Below are 15,576 nucleotides of genomic sequence, written 5' to 3'. Positions count from 1 at the left end.
GAACGACCGCTCCGCGCTTGAAACATTTGCCTGGTGCTTAATGGTGGGTGCTGAGGGTTTCGAACCCCCGACCCTCTCCGTGTAAGGGAGACGCTCTACCGCTGAGCTAAGCACCCTAGCGAGTCGATTAGTTTACTGCATCCTTCAGGGCTTTGCCAGCCTTGAATGCAGGATTCTTCGAAGCAGCGATCTTGATGCTGTCGCCGGTCTTCGGATTGCGGCCGGTACGCTCAGCGCGCGCGCGGACCTGGAAGGTGCCGAAGCCGACGAGGGTGACGGCATCGCCCTTCTTCAGCGCCTTGGTGATTTCGCTCACAACCGCGTCAACAGCACGGCCGGCCTCAGCCTTGGAGATGTCAGCGGCAGCGGCAACGCCATCGATCAATTCGGTTTTATTCATTCTTGAAACTCCCTTTGCGGCAGATGCCGCGGAATCGACAATCGGCGCTCTTGCCGTTAGCGAAGAACCCGACACAAGTGGTATCGCATGACGCATCACAATTTGCCGCGCCCACGAGTCGTGCATTTATACCAGCGCCCCCAACCGCACGCAAGCCAAAACCCAATAACGACGCGGGTTTTGGCTTGTTTTGCCTGGGTTTAGACAAGCGGTTTTAGTGCTTGACGCGGGTACCGGGAGTAGTACGCGATTTGCCGCGGACCGCAACCCGCGAAGCCGTCTTGCGGGCCTTTTCCTTGCCCGCCTTCTTCGGTGCCAACGGACGTTCCAACGCGAGATCCAGCACTTCGTCGATCCACTTGACCGGCACGATCTTCAGATCGCGCGTGACGTTGGCCGGGATGTCAGCAAGATCCTTGCGGTTCTCGTCGGGGATCAGCACGGTGCGGATGCCACCGCGCAACGCTGCCAACAACTTTTCTTTCAGGCCGCCGATCGCCGACACGCGACCACGCAAGGTGATCTCGCCGGTCATCGCCACATCGGCGCGGATCGGCACCTTGGTCAACACCGACACCAGCGAGGTCACCATCGCGATACCGGCGCTCGGGCCATCCTTCGGTGTCGCGCCATCGGGCACATGCACGTGCACGTCCTGCTTCTGCAGGAAATCCACGTCGATGCCGAGTCGCTCGGCGCGCGAACGCACCACCGACAAGGCGGCCGATGCCGATTCCTTCATGACGTTGCCGAGCTGACCGGTCAGGATCAGGTTGCCCTTGCCCGGCACCAGCGTGGACTCGACCTGCAGCAGCTCGCCGCCGACTTCGGTCCAGGCCAAGCCGGTGACCAGGCCGATTTCGTTCTCTTCTTCGGCACGGCCGAAATCGAAGCGACGCACGCCCAGATACTTGTCGAGGTTCTTCGCGTTGACCGTGACCAGGGCCTTGGGCTTGCCCTTCTTGGCGACCACCTTCTTGGCATCCGGCTGCGGGCCGGCAAGCGCGATTTCCTTGACCACCTTGCGGCAGATCTTGGCGACTTCGCGCTCGAGGTTACGCACGCCCGATTCGCGCGTGTAGTAACGCACGATGTCCTGGATCGCATCGCTGCCGATCTCGATCTCTTCCGGCTTCAGGCCGTTGGCCTTGATCTGCTTGGGCACCAGGTAACGCATGGCGATGTTGAGCTTCTCATCCTCGGTGTAGCCGGGGATGCGGATGACTTCCATGCGGTCCAGCAACGGACCGGGAATGTTGAGCGAGTTGGAGGTAGCGACGAACATCACCTCCGACAGGTCCAGGTCCACTTCCAGGTAGTGGTCGTTGAAGGAGTTGTTCTGCTCCGGATCGAGCACCTCCAGCAGCGCCGAGGACGGGTCGCCACGGAAGTCCATCGACATCTTGTCGATCTCGTCCAACAGGAACAGCGGATTCTTGCTGCCGACCTTGTTGAGGTTCTGCACCAGGCGGCCGGGCATCGAACCGACATAGGTCCGGCGATGGCCACGGATCTCGGCCTCGTCGCGGATACCGCCCAGGCTCATGCGCACGAACTTGCGGTTGGTCGCCTTGGCGATCGACTGCCCGAGCGAGGTCTTGCCCACGCCCGGCGGCCCGACCAGGCACAGGATCGGGCCCTTCATCTGCTTCACGCGCGACTGCACCGCCAGATACTCGAGGATGCGTTCCTTGACCTTGTCCAGGCCGTAGTGATCGGCGTCCAGGGTGTCCTCTGCGACCTTCAGGTCCTTGCGGACCTTGGTGCGCTTCTTCCACGGCACGCCCAGCAGCCAGTCCAGATAGTTGCGCACCACGGCCGCTTCGGCCGACATCGGCGACATCTGCTTGAGCTTGTTGAGCTCGGCCTTGGCCTTGGTCTCGACCGGCTTGGGCATGCCCGCCTCGGCGATCTTGCGCGCCAGTTCCTCCAGCTCGCCCGGCGCATCATCCAGATCGCCCAGCTCCTTCTGGATCGCCTTCATCTGCTCGTTGAGGTAGTACTCGCGCTGGCTCTTTTCCATCTGCGACTTGACGCGGCCGCGGATGCGCTTTTCCAGCTGCTGCACATCGATCTCGCCGTCCACCAGCCCGACCAGCAGCTCCAGCCGCTCGCCGATCTCGGTGATTTCCAGCAGGCGCTGCTTGTCGGCCAGGCGCACGCCAATGTGCGCGGCGATGGTGTCGGCCAGACGGCCCGGCTCGTCGATGCCGGCCAGGGTCTGCAGCAGCTCCGGCGGCAGCTTGCGGTTGGTCTTGACGTACTGCTCGAACAGCGACATCAGCGAACGCGCGATGGCCTCCACTTCGCGCGGCTCGCGCGCGTCGCTGGCTTCGATCTCGATGCCCTGGCCCTGCAGTGCGCCATCCAGCTCGACGACCTTGTCGACGGTGACCCGCGACAGACCTTCGACCAGCACCTTGATGGTGCCGTCGGGCAACTTGAGCAGCTGCAGCACCTGCGCGAGCGTGCCGACGGTATAGAGGTCGCTGGCGGTCGGGTCGTCGGTTTCGGCCGACTTCTGCGCAACCAGCAGGATGCGCTTGTCCGCCTCCATGGCTTTTTCCAGCGCGCGCATCGACTTGTCACGGCCGACGAACAGTGGAATCACCATGTGCGGAAACACCACCACGTCGCGCAGCGGCAACACCGGCAGATCGAGAACTTCTGGTTGGGACTGGGCCATGGGGCGCTCCGCAGGAATGGGGGTTTTGGGGCGTAAAAAAAGCCGATGGCCCCGTTATGGGGCCATCGGCCAGGTGTTGCAAGTAGCGTTCGGAAACCCTTTATCCGCGAGCGAGGCCGGGGCCCGGCGCGACGGCATCCAGGCCTCAGTCGCCGGACGCGGCCTTGGCCGGCGCCGGTTGCGCCTGGTAGATCAGATACGGCTCGGATTTGTGCTCGATCACCGACTCGTCCACTACCACCTTGCTGACATTTTCCTGCGAGGGCAGCTCGTACATCGTGTCCAGCAGCACCGATTCGACGATGGTGCGCAGACCACGCGCGCCGGTCTTGCGCTTGAGCGCCTTCTTGGCGATCGCCGACAGCGCATCGGGGCGGAACTCCAGCTCCACGCCTTCCATGTCGAACAGCTTCTTGAACTGCTTGGTGATGGCGTTCTTGGGCTCGGTCAGGATCTTGATCAGCGCCGGCTCGTCCAGTTCCTCGAGCGTGGCGACCACCGGCAGGCGGCCGACGAACTCGGGGATCAGGCCAAACTTGATCAGATCTTCCGGCTCGACCTCGGCCAGGATCTTGCCGACTTCCTGCTTGCGCTCACTGCTCTTGACCTTGGCACCGAAGCCGATGCCGCCAGCGTCGTTGGAACGCTGCTGGATCACCTTGTCCAGCCCGGCGAACGCGCCGCCGCAGATGAACAGGATGTTCTTGGTGTCGACCTGCAGGAATTCCTGCTGCGGATGCTTGCGACCGCCCTGCGGCGGCACCGAAGCCACCGTGCCTTCGATCAGCTTCAGCAGCGCCTGCTGAACGCCTTCGCCGGACACGTCGCGGGTAATCGACGGGTTCTCGCTCTTGCGCGAGATCTTGTCGATTTCGTCGATATAGACGATGCCCTGCTGGGCCTTCTCGACGTCGTAATCGCACTTCTGCAGCAGCTTCTGGATGATGTTTTCCACGTCCTCGCCGACATAGCCGGCTTCGGTCAGCGTGGTGGCATCGGCGATCGTGAACGGCACATTGAGCAGGCGCGCCAGCGTTTCGGCCAGCAGCGTCTTGCCCGAGCCGGTCGGGCCGACCAGCAGGATGTTGGATTTCGCCAGCTCGACGTCATCGTTCTTGCTGCGGCTCTCGATACGCTTGTAGTGGTTGTACACCGCCACGGCGAGCGTGCGCTTGGCGCGCAACTGCCCGATCACGTATTGATCCAGCACCTCGAGAATCTCGCGCGGCTTGGGCAGACTGGAGCGTGCCGACTGCGCCTTCTCTTCGAGTTCCTCGCGGATGATGTCGTTGCACAGCTCAACGCACTCATCGCAGATGAATACGCTGGGACCGGCAATCAGCTTGCGGACTTCATGCTGACTCTTACCGCAGAACGAGCAGTAGAGAATCTTGTTGCTGTCGCCGGAACGACCTTGGCGGTCTTCGCTCATGCTTCTGTTACCCAGTTACCCCACCCGATGCACGGGGGTTCGATTTCGAGAATAGCACAGGGTCGGGAGGACATCCGCCCAGCCCGACCCTGCCGGTTTTTCCTGCAATTTCAGCAATCTGGCGATCAAGACGGCTGGATCGACTCTTCCGGACGGCGTTCCAGCACCTGGTCGACCAGGCCATAGGCCTGCGCATCGACCGCACTCTTGAAGTTGTCGCGCTCGGTGTCGCGCGCGATCGTCTCCAGGGATTGACCAGTGTGCTTGGCCAGGATCTCGTTCAGACGCGAACGCAGGGTCAGGATCTCGCGCGCATGGATGTCGATATCGGTGGCCTGGCCCTGGAAGCCACCCAGCGGCTGGTGGATCATCACGCGCGAGTTCGGCAGCGCATAGCGCTTGCCGGCCGCGCCCGATGCCAGCAACAGCGCGCCCATCGAGGCAGCCTGGCCGACGCAGATGGTGCTCACGTCCGGCTTGATGTACTGCATGGTGTCGTAGATCGCCATGCCGGCGGTGACCACGCCGCCCGGCGAATTGATGTAGATGCTGATGTCCTTTTCCGGGTTGTCCGCTTCCAGGAACAGCAGCTGGGCCACGATCACGTTGGCCATGTGGTCGTCGATCGGACCGACCAGGAAGATCAGACGCTCCTTCAGCAGACGCGAGTAGATGTCATACGCACGCTCGCCGCGGCTGGTCTGTTCGACCACCATCGGCACCAGGTTCAGGGCTTTGGTCACAATGCTCATCAGTCTTCCTGTAGTGGCAGCGGCTTGCGCCGATGCCCGGGTTTGACATCCGCATCCCAGCCATCGGGATGCGGGTTGGTGTCACGCGGTCGCTTACCTTAGACCCGAATGGCGTCCTGGAACGACAGCGACTGCTCGGTGTGCTGGGCGCGCTCGGCGATCCAGTCGATCACCTGCTCTTCCATGACACGGCTCTGCAGTCCACTCATCAATTGGGGGTCGTTGCGGTACATCTCAATGACCTGCTCCGGCTCTTCGTAGGTCGAGGCGATCAGACGCAGCGTTTCGCTGACGCGCTTGGATTCCAGGCGCAGCTCGTTGCGACGTGCCACCTCGCCCACCAGCAGACCGACCAGCACGCGCTTGGCAGCCGCGTCCATGAAACCCTGGTGGGCATCGGCCGGGATCTCGCCCGGGTTGCGGCCGCTGCGACGGACCTGCTCGACCTGCTGCGCCAGCATCGAACGGGCTTCGTTCTCGACCAGACGCGGCGGCATTTCCACGTGCGCATAGGCGGCGATCAGCTGCTCGCCCACTTCGCGACGCAGGCGGTTCATCAGCGCGCCCTTGAGCTCGCGCTCCAGGTTGGTGCGGATGTCGGCGCGGAACTGCTCGGCATCGCCACTCTTCACGCCGAAGCTCTTGATGAATTCCTTGTCCACCACCGGCAGCACCGGCTCGGAGACCTCGACCGCCTTGACGTGCACCTGCACGGTCTTGCCGGCCAGCTGCGGCACGCGCCACTCGGCCGGGAAGTCGATGGTCAGGGTCTTGTCCTCGCCCTTGGCCAGGCCTTCCAGGCCCTTTTCGATCTGGTCGAACATCACGCCCGAGCCCAGCACGCTGCTGCCGGTCTCCACGCCTTCGGCGGGCAGACGCTCGTCGCCGGCCTGCGACCAGGTCTCCAGTGCCACCAGGTCACCGACCTGCGCGCCGCGCTCGACCGGGTTCCAGGTGCGGCGCTGCAAACGCAGGTTCTCGATCATCTGATCGATGTCGGCATCGGTCACTTCGGCGGTATGACGCACCACCGACAGCTTGGCCACGTCGATATCGCCGAAATCCGGCACCACTTCGAAGGTGGCGACGAAGTCGAAATCGCTCTCGCCCTGGTCGATACGCGGGTTGCCGGCCAGACGCAGCGAATGCTCGCGCACTGCCGAATCGAAGGTCTCACGCAGCAGGCCTTCCATCGCCTCGGCACGCACCTGCTGACCGAAGCGCTGCTCGATGACCTTGGTGGGTACCTTGCCCGGGCGGAAACCCTTGATGCGCGTGGTCCGCGCAAGTTCGCGCAGGCGGCCACCGACATGCGTCTCCAGGCGCTCCTGCGGCAGGGTGAAGGTCAGGCGGCGTTCCAGATTGCCGGTGGATTCGATCGATGCTTGCATGTTGACTCCTGCCACCGACTGCACAAGCGTCGGCACGAGATGGAAGATGCGGGTTGACGGATGGCGAGAAAGCCGCCGAGCCTTGTAGTTTCGCCGATAACGGCGGCCGCTGCCAGCGGAATACGCGTCACTGCGCCGCGCAATGGAAAGCCCCCAGGCCTGCGGCGGGAAGCGGCCGGAACACGCACGGCCGCACTGCATTGGTGCGAAAGGGGGGACTCGAACCCCCACGCCTTGCGGCGTCAGAACCTAAATCTGGTGCGTCTACCAATTCCGCCACTTTCGCGATGCTGCCAGCCCGGCCATTGTTGCAGGGATGCCGGGAAAGAAAAAGCATCGCGAGGGCGATGCGGCTGGTAGAAACAGGAGCCGGCTTGCGTGCCTGCCGCCCGCACGGGCAGCACGATGCAAGGCGGCCCTGAATCCGACACACTAAAGGTAAATGCATTCATCATGCCACCCGGCCTAGCGGCGTACCTTCCGCCCCGCTAGCGCTGGGTAAAGCCTAGGTTCGCTAAAATTCCGTTAACACCAGTAGAGGCAGTCATCGCGATGAGAGATCGGTATCGGCAGATCGTGGCCCTGTCCCGCGACTGCATCAAGGAGATCGACCTCGATGGGCGGATTACGGCCATCAACGTCAATGGCCTGACCGAGCTTGGCGCCAGTCATCAGGATCAACTGATCGCGCGGAAGTGGCGCGACCTGTGGCCAGCGGAGGCAGCCGGGCTGGTGGATGCGGCCATCGCCGGCTCCCGTGCCGGTTCGATCCAGGAATTCGAGGCCGCCGGCGTGAACTTCGCCGGCGTGCGCCAGATCTGGCAGGTCGTCACCAGCCCGCTGTTCGATGCGCTTGGCAAGGTCGAAGCAATCCTGGCGGTGAGCAGGAACATTTCCGACCGCCGCGCGCTGGAGACCGCGTTTCGCACACTGGATTCGACCCTGGCCGCAGAGCGCGCGTTTTCCAGCGGCGTGCTGCGCCTGGCGCGCGCGCGCGAACATTCGCTGTCGAGCGAACTGCACAGCCTGCGCGACCTGCAAGAGCGCATCGAAGGCGACCTGGACATTGCGCGCGCCGCACAGAGCGCTGCCGAAAAGATTTCCGAGCAGGCGCAAAAGGGCGAAGCGGTAGGACAACTGCTGGCCGGCGTGGTGCACGATTTGAACAACGTGCTGCAGGCGGCAACCTCGGCCATCGAACTGGTGGTACAGCGCGCCAGGATCGATGCGCACGATGCCAAGCTGTTGAGCGTGGCCGACGCGGCGCTTCAACATGGCTCGGTCATGGCACAGCGCCTGGTCGGGTTTTCGCGGCAATATCCGTACAGCCCGGAATCGGTGGACCTGGCGGCCTTGACCGAACAGCTCGGCCCCCTGCTCGAACAGGTGGTCGGCGCGGATCTGCAATTGCAGCTGCGCACCACCGAAGGTGGATGCTGCGCAATGGTCGATCGCCATACGGTGGAACGCGCCATCTTGAACCTGGTGATCAACTCCCGCGATGCCTGCCAGGGCGGCGGCGTCATTCGCGTGGAGACCGGCGACGCCGTGGTCGCTGAAGAACAGGCCAGCCTGGCCAGGCCGGCCGGGCGCTACGTCACCATCGCCGTGGCCGACAACGGGCATGGCATGGATGCGCACGTGCAGGCGCACCTGTTCGAAGCGTATTTCACCACCAAGGATGCCGACAAAGGCGCGGGCCTGGGGCTGGCGCAGGTGTACAGCTCGGTCCGTCAGGCAGGTGGCTTTGTCGAAGTGACATCGGCGCCCGGCCAGGGTGCATGCTTTACGCTGGCGTTCCCACGCATGCAGCAGAGCGCGGCGCCCGCGCCCGCCGCAGCGCCGTAAGCGGCCACGGCTGCAGTTGCCCATCGCCGATCCGGCGTAGCGCATCGCTTCGGGGCCGTCAGCGCTGTCCAGTGCAGCAAAGAACCTCTTCCTGCGCGTGCCGATGGACGTTGCCTGGCGGCCCCCGTCACCTCGCGCGAGGCGACACTGCCAGGCGCGACCACATCAGCCAGACAAGCACGGCGCAGGCGCCACCTGCCGCCAGACCACACTGCAGCAGCGTCAGCATGACCGTGCGGTCGGACATCATCGACCAGCCGCCGATGATCGCCAGCAGCAGCACGATCACCCCGGTCGAGAGCAGACCGCTCAACGCACCGATGCCAACGTGGACCAGCAGGTTGGGCCGGCGCCCACGGTACCGCCAGGCACAGATGCGCGCACACAGCCATCCCGCCGCAGCGCAGGCAGTCACCGGCAACACCAGGCCGTAGGACCAGGCAACGATCAACAACGCGGTCTGCAGATCGAAACGGGTCAACAGCACCAGGCCCAGCAGCCCGCCGAGCGGAGGACCGACGATCGCGAAGACGCCAACCTGGCCCAGGATCGAATGCCGCAATGCTCCGGACACAGCAGGCCTCATGTGCGCTCGCTCGACCGGGCAGCGACGACCGGTGGCGATTGCGCACCTGACACAAGCCAGACATCGTGCCCGGCCGAGATCGGCACTGCGTTGCCGCGGCCGCCGACCGAGACGACAGCGAAGCTGCAGCCGATTCCTTGCGTCATCTTTTCCTCAGCACAAAAAGAAAAGCACCTAGGCAGATGCCTAAGTGCTTTTGTTTGGTGGGCCGTCAAGGATTCGAACCTTGGACCTATTGATTAAGAGTCAACTGCTCTACCAACTGAGCTAACGGCCCTGAAACTGGTCGCACATTGTATGCGCGTTTTTGCGTCGTTGCAACACCCCGCGATGCATCGGGTCCAACTTTTCCTGCAATCAGTGGGGTGGCTGAGGGGACTCGAACCCCCGACATCTGGAATCACAATCCAGTACTCTAACCAGCTGAGCTACAGCCACCACTGAAACCTACTTCCTACCGCACCGCCGATGGCGCGCCCGACAGGACTCGAACCTGTAACCGCCGGCTTAGAAGGCCGGTGCTCTATCCGGTTGAGCTACGGGCGCCCGGACCGAACTTCGCATTCCCACGCCGTCAAGAGCTCGGAATGGTCGGGGTAGAGGGATTCGAACCCCCGACATCCTGCTCCCAAAGCAGGCGCGCTACCAGACTGCGCTATACCCCGGCGGGACCTTTCAATCCCGAAGGCTGGAAAGGTCGGCTATTTTGGGAATGATTGGGCTTGCTGTCAATCACTCTGTGTAAATCGGACGATCCGGTATCCTCGCGGCATCGCTCGCCAAGTCGGCAGGCATCTACATTTCATGGAGAACACGCATGCGTAGCGGCAATCCCGCCCTTCGGGAATCCACCTTCCTCGACCTCGGTTCCGGCTCGGTAGTCACCCGCGGTGGTCAGGCGATGACGCTCAACGGCACCGTCAACAAGACCGGCCTGCTGTTGCTGATGGCAGTGGTCACCGCCGCCTTCGCCTGGTCGCAGTCGATCGGGGCCGATGGCGCTCCGTTGCCTGCCGCGCGGCTGTACATGATCGCCGGCGCGATCGGCGGGCTGGTGTTCGCGCTGGCGACCAGCTTCAAGCCGACCTGGGCGCCGGTCACCGCGCCGTTGTACGCACTGGTGGAAGGCTTCTTCCTGGGCGCGATCTCGGCAGTCTACGAGGCGCGTTTCAACGGCATCGTGTTCCAGGCGGTCCTGCTGACCTTCGGCACCATGTTCGCGCTGCTGTTTGCCTATCGCAGCGGCATGATCAAGGCCACCGAGAACTTCAAGCTGGGCGTGGTGGCAGCCACCGGCGGCATTGCGCTGGTGTATCTGGCGACCATCGTGCTGGGCCTGTTCGGCGTGCGCATCCCTTTCATCCACGACTCGGGCCTGATCGGCATCGGCTTCAGCCTGTTCGTGGTGGTGGTGGCTGCACTGAACCTGGTGCTGGACTTCGACTTCATCGAAAGCGGTGTCGAACAGGGCGCTCCCAAGCACATGGAGTGGTATGGCGCGTTCGGCCTGATGGTGACGCTGGTGTGGCTGTACATCGAGTTCCTGCGCTTGCTGTCGAAGCTGCAGTCGCGGAATTGAGCGGGGAATCGAGCGTCGGGATTGGGGATTCGTAAGAGCGACTCCCCAAACCCCTGGACTCAACGCAAAAAAGGGCGCCTGGGCGCCCTTTTTTTTGCTGTCGCCGTGTCGCTCAGAGGCGGCTGGCGATGGCCTTGGCGAAGCCCATGGTGTTGCCGGTGCCGCCCAGGTCGGGGGTCAGCGAATCCTTGGCTTCCAGGGTGGCCACGATCGCTTCGCGCAGGCGCTCGGCGTTCTGCGGCTGACCGATGTGGTCCAGCATCTGCGCAGCACCCAGCAGCAGCGCGCATGGGTTGGCCTTGCCCTGCCCTGCGATGTCCGGCGCCGAGCCATGCACGGCCTCGAAGATCGCCGCGTCCACACCGATGTTGGCGCCCGGGGCCAGGCCCAGGCCGCCGACCAGACCGGCGCACAGGTCGGAGATGATGTCGCCGAACAGGTTGGTGGTCACGATGATGTCGAACTGCTCAGGACGCATCACCAGCTGCATGCAGGTGTTGTCGACGATCATTTCCTGGAATTCGATTTCCGGGTACTGCGTGGCCACATCGCGTGCCACCTTCAGGAACAGGCCCGAGGTCGACTTGATGATGTTGGCCTTGTGCACCGCGGTGACCTTCTTGCGGCCGGTGGCGCGCGCCAGGTCGAAGGCGTAGCGCACGATGCGCTCGGAGCCCTTGCGGGTGACGCGGGCGCCGGAGAACGCGGTCTCGCCGTCCTCGGACACGGTCTGGCCTTCGCTCAGGTAGGCGCCTTCGGTGTTCTCACGCACCGTGATCAGGTCCACGCCATCGGCGAAACGCGACTTGGTGTTGGGGAACGACTTGGCCGGACGCACGTTGGCGTACAGGTCGAACTTGCGACGCATGGCGACGTTGATCGAGCTGAAGCCCTCGCCGACCGGGGTGGTCAGCGGGCTTTTCAAGGCCACCTTGTTCTTGGTGATCGAGGCCAGGGTGGACTCGGGCAGCAGATCGCCGTGCTTTTCCAGCGCGACCAGGCCAGCGTCGGCGTACTCGTAGGTCAGGCCAGCCTGCAGCGCGTCGAGCACGAACAGCGTGGCATCCATGATCTCCGGGCCGATACCGTCGCCGCGGATGACCGTGATTGTCTGCGTCATAACGTTGGGTTTCCGAACTTGAAGGGGGGAGCGCCAGCCGCAATACCCGGCAGAGCGGCGCAAGGAGGTTTCACAGGCAATTATGCCCGATGCCGGTGAAGGCGCCCAAACCGACCTTGGTCTAAGAGCCCCCGGATGCGCACGGCAGCCATTCGGTGCAGCGAACGGCCGCGCGTACCACCGCCTGCAGGCACAACTTCGGTGCAGCTGCCTGAAAGCACCTGCCGTCCCAGCCAGCGGCCGGTGCCCAAATCGGACCACCCCAACGCAAAGCCGCCAACAACAGGCGGCACGCGCCCTCGCCCGCCGTTACGAATCCCGAATTACCACTCCCCACTCCCGCCCCACTCACCCGTGCGCGTGCTGCTCCGGTGCCGGGGCGCCGCCGTCGAGCTGGTCGAGGAAGTCCACCGCGCGGCGCAGATGCGGGATGACGATGGAGCCGCCGACCACCAGGCCAACCGAGAAGGTTTCGAAGAATTCCTCACGGGTCACGCCGGCCTCCTTGCACTGGGCGACGTGGTAGCTGATGCAGTCGTCGCAGCGCAGCACCATCGAGGCGACCAGGCCGAGCAGTTCCTTGGTCTTCACGTCCAGCGCGCCCGCCTGGTAGGTCTGGGTGTCCAGCGCGAAGAACCGGCGCACCACCTGGTTAGGCTCGGCCAGGATGCGCTGGTTCATGCGCTGGCGGAATTCGGTGAACTCGCGCAGCCGGTCGTCGCTGCCGCTGCCGGTCTCGCTCATGCCTGGCCGCCTGTGTTGCCGGCCAGCAAGGGCTCGAGCTTGCCGGCCCGGTGCATCGCCATCATGTCGTCGTAGCCGCCCACATGGACGTCGCCGACGAAGATCTGCGGCACGCTGGTGCGCTTGGCCAGCGCAACCATCTTGTTGCGCTCGGCCGGGTCCAGATCGATGCGCACCTCGGTCCAGGTCCGGCCCTTGCTCTTGAGGAAGTTCTTGGCCGCCACGCAGTACGGGCAGATCGCGGAGGAATACAGGGTGATCTGCGGGCCGCTGGCCGCATCCTGGACGTTGGTATCTTGGCTCACGGGAAACTCCGTGGTTGGTCTGAGGTCTGACAATGGTACCGGGCGACTGGAATTTCCATGTCGTCACCGCAACACTGTGGATTAACCGATGATTCACGCCATCGCGCCGTGCTGCCCGCATGCTCCGCGCACCACCTGGGAGTTCCACTTGCGCCTGCTACCGCTCGCCACCGCCCTCACGCTGGCCGTTGCCATCGGGGTGGCACCCGCGCAGGAAAACCGCCTGCCCGACATCGGCTCCTCTGCCGGCGAGCTGCTGACCCCGGCGCGCCAGGCCGAGTACGGCAAGATGATGCTGGCCGAGTTGCGCAACTACGACTACGTGCTGGACGACCCGCTGATCACCGACTGGCTGCAGACCATGGGCACCCGGCTCGGCGCCAACAGCGACCAGCCGCAGCAGCCGTTTACGTTTTTCATGCTGCGCGACCGCCAGATCAATGCCTTCGCCACGTTGGGCGGCTATATCGCGGTCAATGCCGGGCTGGTATTGACCGCCGAGCGCGAGGACGAGGTGGCCGCGGTGCTGTCGCACGAAATCGCCCACGTCACCCAGCAGCATGTGCTGCGCGGGGTGGAACGGGCGCAGCGCGACCAGATCCCGATCCTGCTCGGCATGCTGGCAGCGGTGGTCGCCGCGCAACAGGCCGGCGGCAATTCCAAGGGCGATGCCACCATGGCCGGCATCACCAGTGCGATGGGGCTGATGCAGCAGCGCCAGATCGACTACACCCGCTCCAACGAATCCGAGGCCGACCGGCTGGGCATCCGCACGCTGGTGCGCAGCGGCTACGACGTGGATGCGATGGCCGGCTTCTTCGAGCGCATGTCGGTGGCGATGCGCGCCAACGAAGGCGGCTACAGCGCGCCGGACTTTCTGCAGACCCACCCGGTCACGGTCACCCGCATCAGCGAGGCCAAGGCGCGCGCCGAGCAGATGAAGAAGAACACCGTGGTGCTGACCACCTCGGTGCCGGGCGGCACGCGCCAGGAACGGGTGGACCCGGCCGACCCGTCGCTGTCCGAACCGTTGAGCCGCAACGGCAATGCGCTGCTGCCGTATGCGCTGCGGCTGCCGGTGGATGCGCTGAGCCGCAGCGGCGACCAGCAGAACTTCGACTGGGCCAAGGAACGCCTGCGCGTGCTCAGTGCCACCACGCCGGATGCGGCCATCCGCGAATACGAGACCCTACGCCGCAGTGCCAAGCACGGCTTGACCGATGCGCAGCGCTACGGGCTGGCGCTGGCACGCCTGCGCAACAGCGGCGGCCGGCCCAGTGAACCGGTGGCCGAACTGACCAGCCTGCTGGAAACGCACCCGGACAACCTGTGGCTGACGCTGGGGCTGAGCGAGGCGCAGGCGCGGGTGGGCCAGCGCGAGGTGGCCAATGCGCGTTTCGACGCGCTGCTCAAGCAACTGCCGAACAACCGCGCGGTGGCGCTGACCTATGCCGGCGCGCTCAACGAGCAGGCCAGCAAGGAGTCCGGCCAGCGCGCGCGCCAGGTGCTGGAGCCGCTCCTGCATCGCAGCAGCGAAGATCCCCTGTTGCAACAGACCTACGCGCGCGCCTGCGAGCTGTCCGGCGACCATCTGCGCGCCAGCGAGGCCTATGCCGAAGCTGCGTACTTGAACGGACGCCCGGAACAGGCGCTGATCCAGCTGGAAGCGCTGAAGAAGAAAGATCTCGACTATGTGACACGGGCGCGGGTGGATGCACGCATCGCAGCGATCACGCCGACCGTGCTGGAGCTGCGCCGGCAAGGCATCCGCGACCCGGATCTGTCGACGCGCTAGCGCATGTGACGGTTGGCGCAATGGTCATTCAGGCGTGTGTCGACGGGTTCAACACCGCGCCTGCCAGCGGCACAGGCCGCTTTGGCCGCGGCGGCTGTCGTCAGGCATGTCACATTAGAGTCACAAAACCGTAGTCTACTGGCGATCAACCAAAGCCAGACGGTAAGCCCCGCGTGCAAAAACGCATTCTGATCGTCGACGACGAACCCGCGATCCGCGACATGGTGGCGTTCGCGCTGCGCAAAGGCGAGTTCGAACCCATCCATGCCGGCGATGCCCGCGAGGCGCAGACCGCCATCGCCGACCGCGTGCCGGACCTGATCCTGCTGGACTGGATGTTGCCAGGCACCAGCGGGCTGGATCTGGCACGGCGCTGGCGCAAGGAACAGCTGACCCGTGAGATTCCGATCATCATGCTGACCGCACGCGGCGAAGAGAACGACCGCGTCGGTGGCCTGGAAGCCGGGGTCGACGATTACGTGGTCAAGCCGTTCTCGGCGCGCGAGTTGCTGGCGCGCATCCGCGCGGTGATGCGCCGCACCCGCGAGGACGACGAGGACGGCAGCGTGGCCGTGGGCCGCCTGCGTATCGATGGCGCCGCGCACCGGGTGTTCGCCGGCGATGCGCCGGTGCCGATCGGCCCGACCGAATACCGCCTGCTGCACTTTTTCATGACACACCCCGAGCGCGTGTATACCCGCACCCAGCTGCTGGATCATGTCTGGGGCGGCAGCGTGTATGTGGAAGAGCGCACCATCGACGTGCACATCCGCCGCCTGCGCAAGACGCTGGAACCGTTCGGCCTGGAAAACATGGTGCAGACCGTGCGTGGCTCGGGCTACCGTTTCTCTTCGGCAACCTAGTGCTTGCCGCACAGCCGGTCGGCCCTGCCGCTGGGCTGGCTCGCACGCCCACCTGACGCTCCGTGGTAACGCCTT

Annotated in this window: 13 protein-coding genes and 6 tRNA genes; 4 read left to right on the top strand and 15 right to left on the bottom strand. The window is 64.4% G+C overall.

Annotation, left to right across the window (positions count from 1 at the left end; all coding sequences use genetic code 11):
* Positions 1-41: 41 nt before the first annotated feature.
* The 7 genes from ABQ137_RS05690 to ABQ137_RS05660 form a co-directional block, all read right to left on the bottom strand.
* A tRNA-Val gene (locus tag ABQ137_RS05690) sits at positions 42-116 on the bottom strand.
* Between the two features lie 11 nt (positions 117-127).
* On the bottom strand, positions 128-400 hold the full coding sequence (gene hbs, locus ABQ137_RS05685; protein WP_024938423.1) for a non-specific DNA-binding protein Hbs: 273 nt from the start codon (positions 398-400) through the stop codon (positions 128-130).
* A 214-nt stretch (positions 401-614) separates the two neighbouring features.
* The gene (gene lon, locus ABQ137_RS05680; protein WP_016904733.1) at positions 615-3,086 is read right to left on the bottom strand and encodes an endopeptidase La; all 2,472 of its coding nucleotides are present in this window, start codon (positions 3,084-3,086) and stop codon (positions 615-617) included.
* Positions 3,087-3,231: 145 nt separating this feature from the next.
* Positions 3,232-4,518: an ATP-dependent Clp protease ATP-binding subunit ClpX gene (clpX, locus tag ABQ137_RS05675; protein WP_003483788.1), complete on the bottom strand. Its 1,287-nt coding sequence runs from the start codon at positions 4,516-4,518 to the stop codon at positions 3,232-3,234.
* Positions 4,519-4,643: 125 nt separating this feature from the next.
* Complete coding sequence (gene clpP / locus ABQ137_RS05670) at positions 4,644-5,270, bottom strand: ATP-dependent Clp endopeptidase proteolytic subunit ClpP (protein WP_002806026.1); 627 nt, start codon at positions 5,268-5,270, stop codon at positions 4,644-4,646.
* A 98-nt stretch (positions 5,271-5,368) separates the two neighbouring features.
* Positions 5,369-6,661 carry a trigger factor gene (gene tig / locus ABQ137_RS05665; protein ID WP_024938422.1) on the bottom strand — a complete coding sequence of 431 codons (1,293 nt, stop codon included), beginning with the start codon at positions 6,659-6,661 and terminating at the stop codon, positions 5,369-5,371.
* Positions 6,662-6,862: 201 nt separating this feature from the next.
* Positions 6,863-6,947, bottom strand: a tRNA-Leu gene (locus ABQ137_RS05660).
* A 266-nt stretch (positions 6,948-7,213) separates the two neighbouring features.
* On the opposite strand from ABQ137_RS05660, the gene ABQ137_RS05655 reads away from it, so the two are divergent.
* Positions 7,214-8,509 carry a sensor histidine kinase gene (locus ABQ137_RS05655; RefSeq protein ID WP_054590825.1) on the top strand — a complete coding sequence of 432 codons (1,296 nt, stop codon included), beginning with the start codon at positions 7,214-7,216 and terminating at the stop codon, positions 8,507-8,509.
* Positions 8,510-8,636: 127 nt separating this feature from the next.
* Here ABQ137_RS05655 and ABQ137_RS05650 read toward each other — a convergent pair whose 3' ends face one another.
* The 5 genes from ABQ137_RS05650 to ABQ137_RS05630 all read right to left on the bottom strand — a co-directional run bounded on the left by ABQ137_RS05650 (position 8,637) and on the right by ABQ137_RS05630 (position 9,760).
* Positions 8,637-9,095 carry a hypothetical protein gene (locus ABQ137_RS05650; RefSeq protein ID WP_260301005.1) on the bottom strand — a complete coding sequence of 153 codons (459 nt, stop codon included), beginning with the start codon at positions 9,093-9,095 and terminating at the stop codon, positions 8,637-8,639.
* A gap of 201 nt (positions 9,096-9,296) precedes the next feature.
* Positions 9,297-9,372, bottom strand: a tRNA-Lys gene (locus ABQ137_RS05645).
* 84 nt (positions 9,373-9,456) lie between these two features.
* Positions 9,457-9,533, bottom strand: a tRNA-His gene (locus ABQ137_RS05640).
* Between the two features lie 31 nt (positions 9,534-9,564).
* Positions 9,565-9,641 (bottom strand) — tRNA-Arg (locus ABQ137_RS05635).
* Between the two features lie 42 nt (positions 9,642-9,683).
* Positions 9,684-9,760 (bottom strand) — tRNA-Pro (locus ABQ137_RS05630).
* Between the two features lie 152 nt (positions 9,761-9,912).
* Between ABQ137_RS05630 and ABQ137_RS05625 the strand changes: the two genes are divergently transcribed.
* Positions 9,913-10,674 carry a Bax inhibitor-1/YccA family protein gene (locus tag ABQ137_RS05625; protein ID WP_349781445.1) on the top strand — a complete coding sequence of 254 codons (762 nt, stop codon included), beginning with the start codon at positions 9,913-9,915 and terminating at the stop codon, positions 10,672-10,674.
* A 112-nt stretch (positions 10,675-10,786) separates the two neighbouring features.
* Here the strand turns inward: ABQ137_RS05625 and ABQ137_RS05620 are convergent, their stop codons facing one another.
* The 3 genes from ABQ137_RS05620 to grxC form a co-directional block, all read right to left on the bottom strand.
* Positions 10,787-11,794: an isocitrate dehydrogenase gene (locus ABQ137_RS05620; RefSeq protein ID WP_005998180.1), complete on the bottom strand. Its 1,008-nt coding sequence runs from the start codon at positions 11,792-11,794 to the stop codon at positions 10,787-10,789.
* Between the two features lie 348 nt (positions 11,795-12,142).
* Complete coding sequence (locus tag ABQ137_RS05615) at positions 12,143-12,538, bottom strand: carboxymuconolactone decarboxylase family protein (RefSeq protein ID WP_046345833.1); 396 nt, start codon at positions 12,536-12,538, stop codon at positions 12,143-12,145.
* Complete coding sequence (grxC, locus tag ABQ137_RS05610) at positions 12,535-12,843, bottom strand: glutaredoxin 3 (protein ID WP_016902239.1); 309 nt, start codon at positions 12,841-12,843, stop codon at positions 12,535-12,537. Before grxC ends, ABQ137_RS05615 begins: the two co-directional genes overlap by 4 nt.
* Before the next feature lie 148 nt (positions 12,844-12,991).
* On the opposite strand from grxC, the gene ABQ137_RS05605 reads away from it, so the two are divergent.
* Both ABQ137_RS05605 and phoB read left to right on the top strand, forming a co-directional pair.
* Entirely contained in the window at positions 12,992-14,638 is a 1,647-nt protein-coding gene (locus ABQ137_RS05605) for a M48 family metalloprotease (RefSeq protein ID WP_054590957.1), read from the top strand.
* Positions 14,639-14,811: 173 nt separating this feature from the next.
* Entirely contained in the window at positions 14,812-15,501 is a 690-nt protein-coding gene (phoB, locus tag ABQ137_RS05600; protein ID WP_002806631.1) for a phosphate regulon transcriptional regulator PhoB, read from the top strand.
* Positions 15,502-15,576 lie beyond the last annotated feature (75 nt).

Source organism: Xanthomonas sp. WHRI 8393 (assembly GCF_040203315.1).
Lineage (GTDB): Bacteria > Pseudomonadota > Gammaproteobacteria > Xanthomonadales > Xanthomonadaceae > Xanthomonas > Xanthomonas arboricola.
Note: the sequence above shows the minus strand (reverse complement) of the source record. Positions and strands in the feature narration are given on the sequence as shown.

Excerpts from the sequence above, each read along its gene's own strand:
- hbs (WP_024938423.1), bottom strand. The coding sequence starts at position 400 with ATGAATAAAACCGAATTGATCGATGGCGTTGCCGCTGCCGCTGACATC.
- lon (WP_016904733.1), bottom strand. The coding sequence starts at position 3,086 with ATGGCCCAGTCCCAACCAGAAGTTCTCGATCTGCCGGTGTTGCCGCTG.
- clpX (WP_003483788.1), bottom strand. The coding sequence starts at position 4,518 with ATGAGCGAAGACCGCCAAGGTCGTTCCGGCGACAGCAACAAGATTCTC.
- clpP (WP_002806026.1), bottom strand. The coding sequence starts at position 5,270 with ATGAGCATTGTGACCAAAGCCCTGAACCTGGTGCCGATGGTGGTCGAA.
- tig (WP_024938422.1), bottom strand. The coding sequence starts at position 6,661 with ATGCAAGCATCGATCGAATCCACCGGCAATCTGGAACGCCGCCTGACC.
- ABQ137_RS05655 (WP_054590825.1), top strand. The coding sequence starts at position 7,214 with ATGAGAGATCGGTATCGGCAGATCGTGGCCCTGTCCCGCGACTGCATC.
- ABQ137_RS05650 (WP_260301005.1), bottom strand. The coding sequence starts at position 9,095 with ATGAGGCCTGCTGTGTCCGGAGCATTGCGGCATTCGATCCTGGGCCAG.
- ABQ137_RS05625 (WP_349781445.1), top strand. The coding sequence starts at position 9,913 with ATGCGTAGCGGCAATCCCGCCCTTCGGGAATCCACCTTCCTCGACCTC.
- ABQ137_RS05620 (WP_005998180.1), bottom strand. The coding sequence starts at position 11,794 with ATGACGCAGACAATCACGGTCATCCGCGGCGACGGTATCGGCCCGGAG.
- ABQ137_RS05615 (WP_046345833.1), bottom strand. The coding sequence starts at position 12,538 with ATGAGCGAGACCGGCAGCGGCAGCGACGACCGGCTGCGCGAGTTCACC.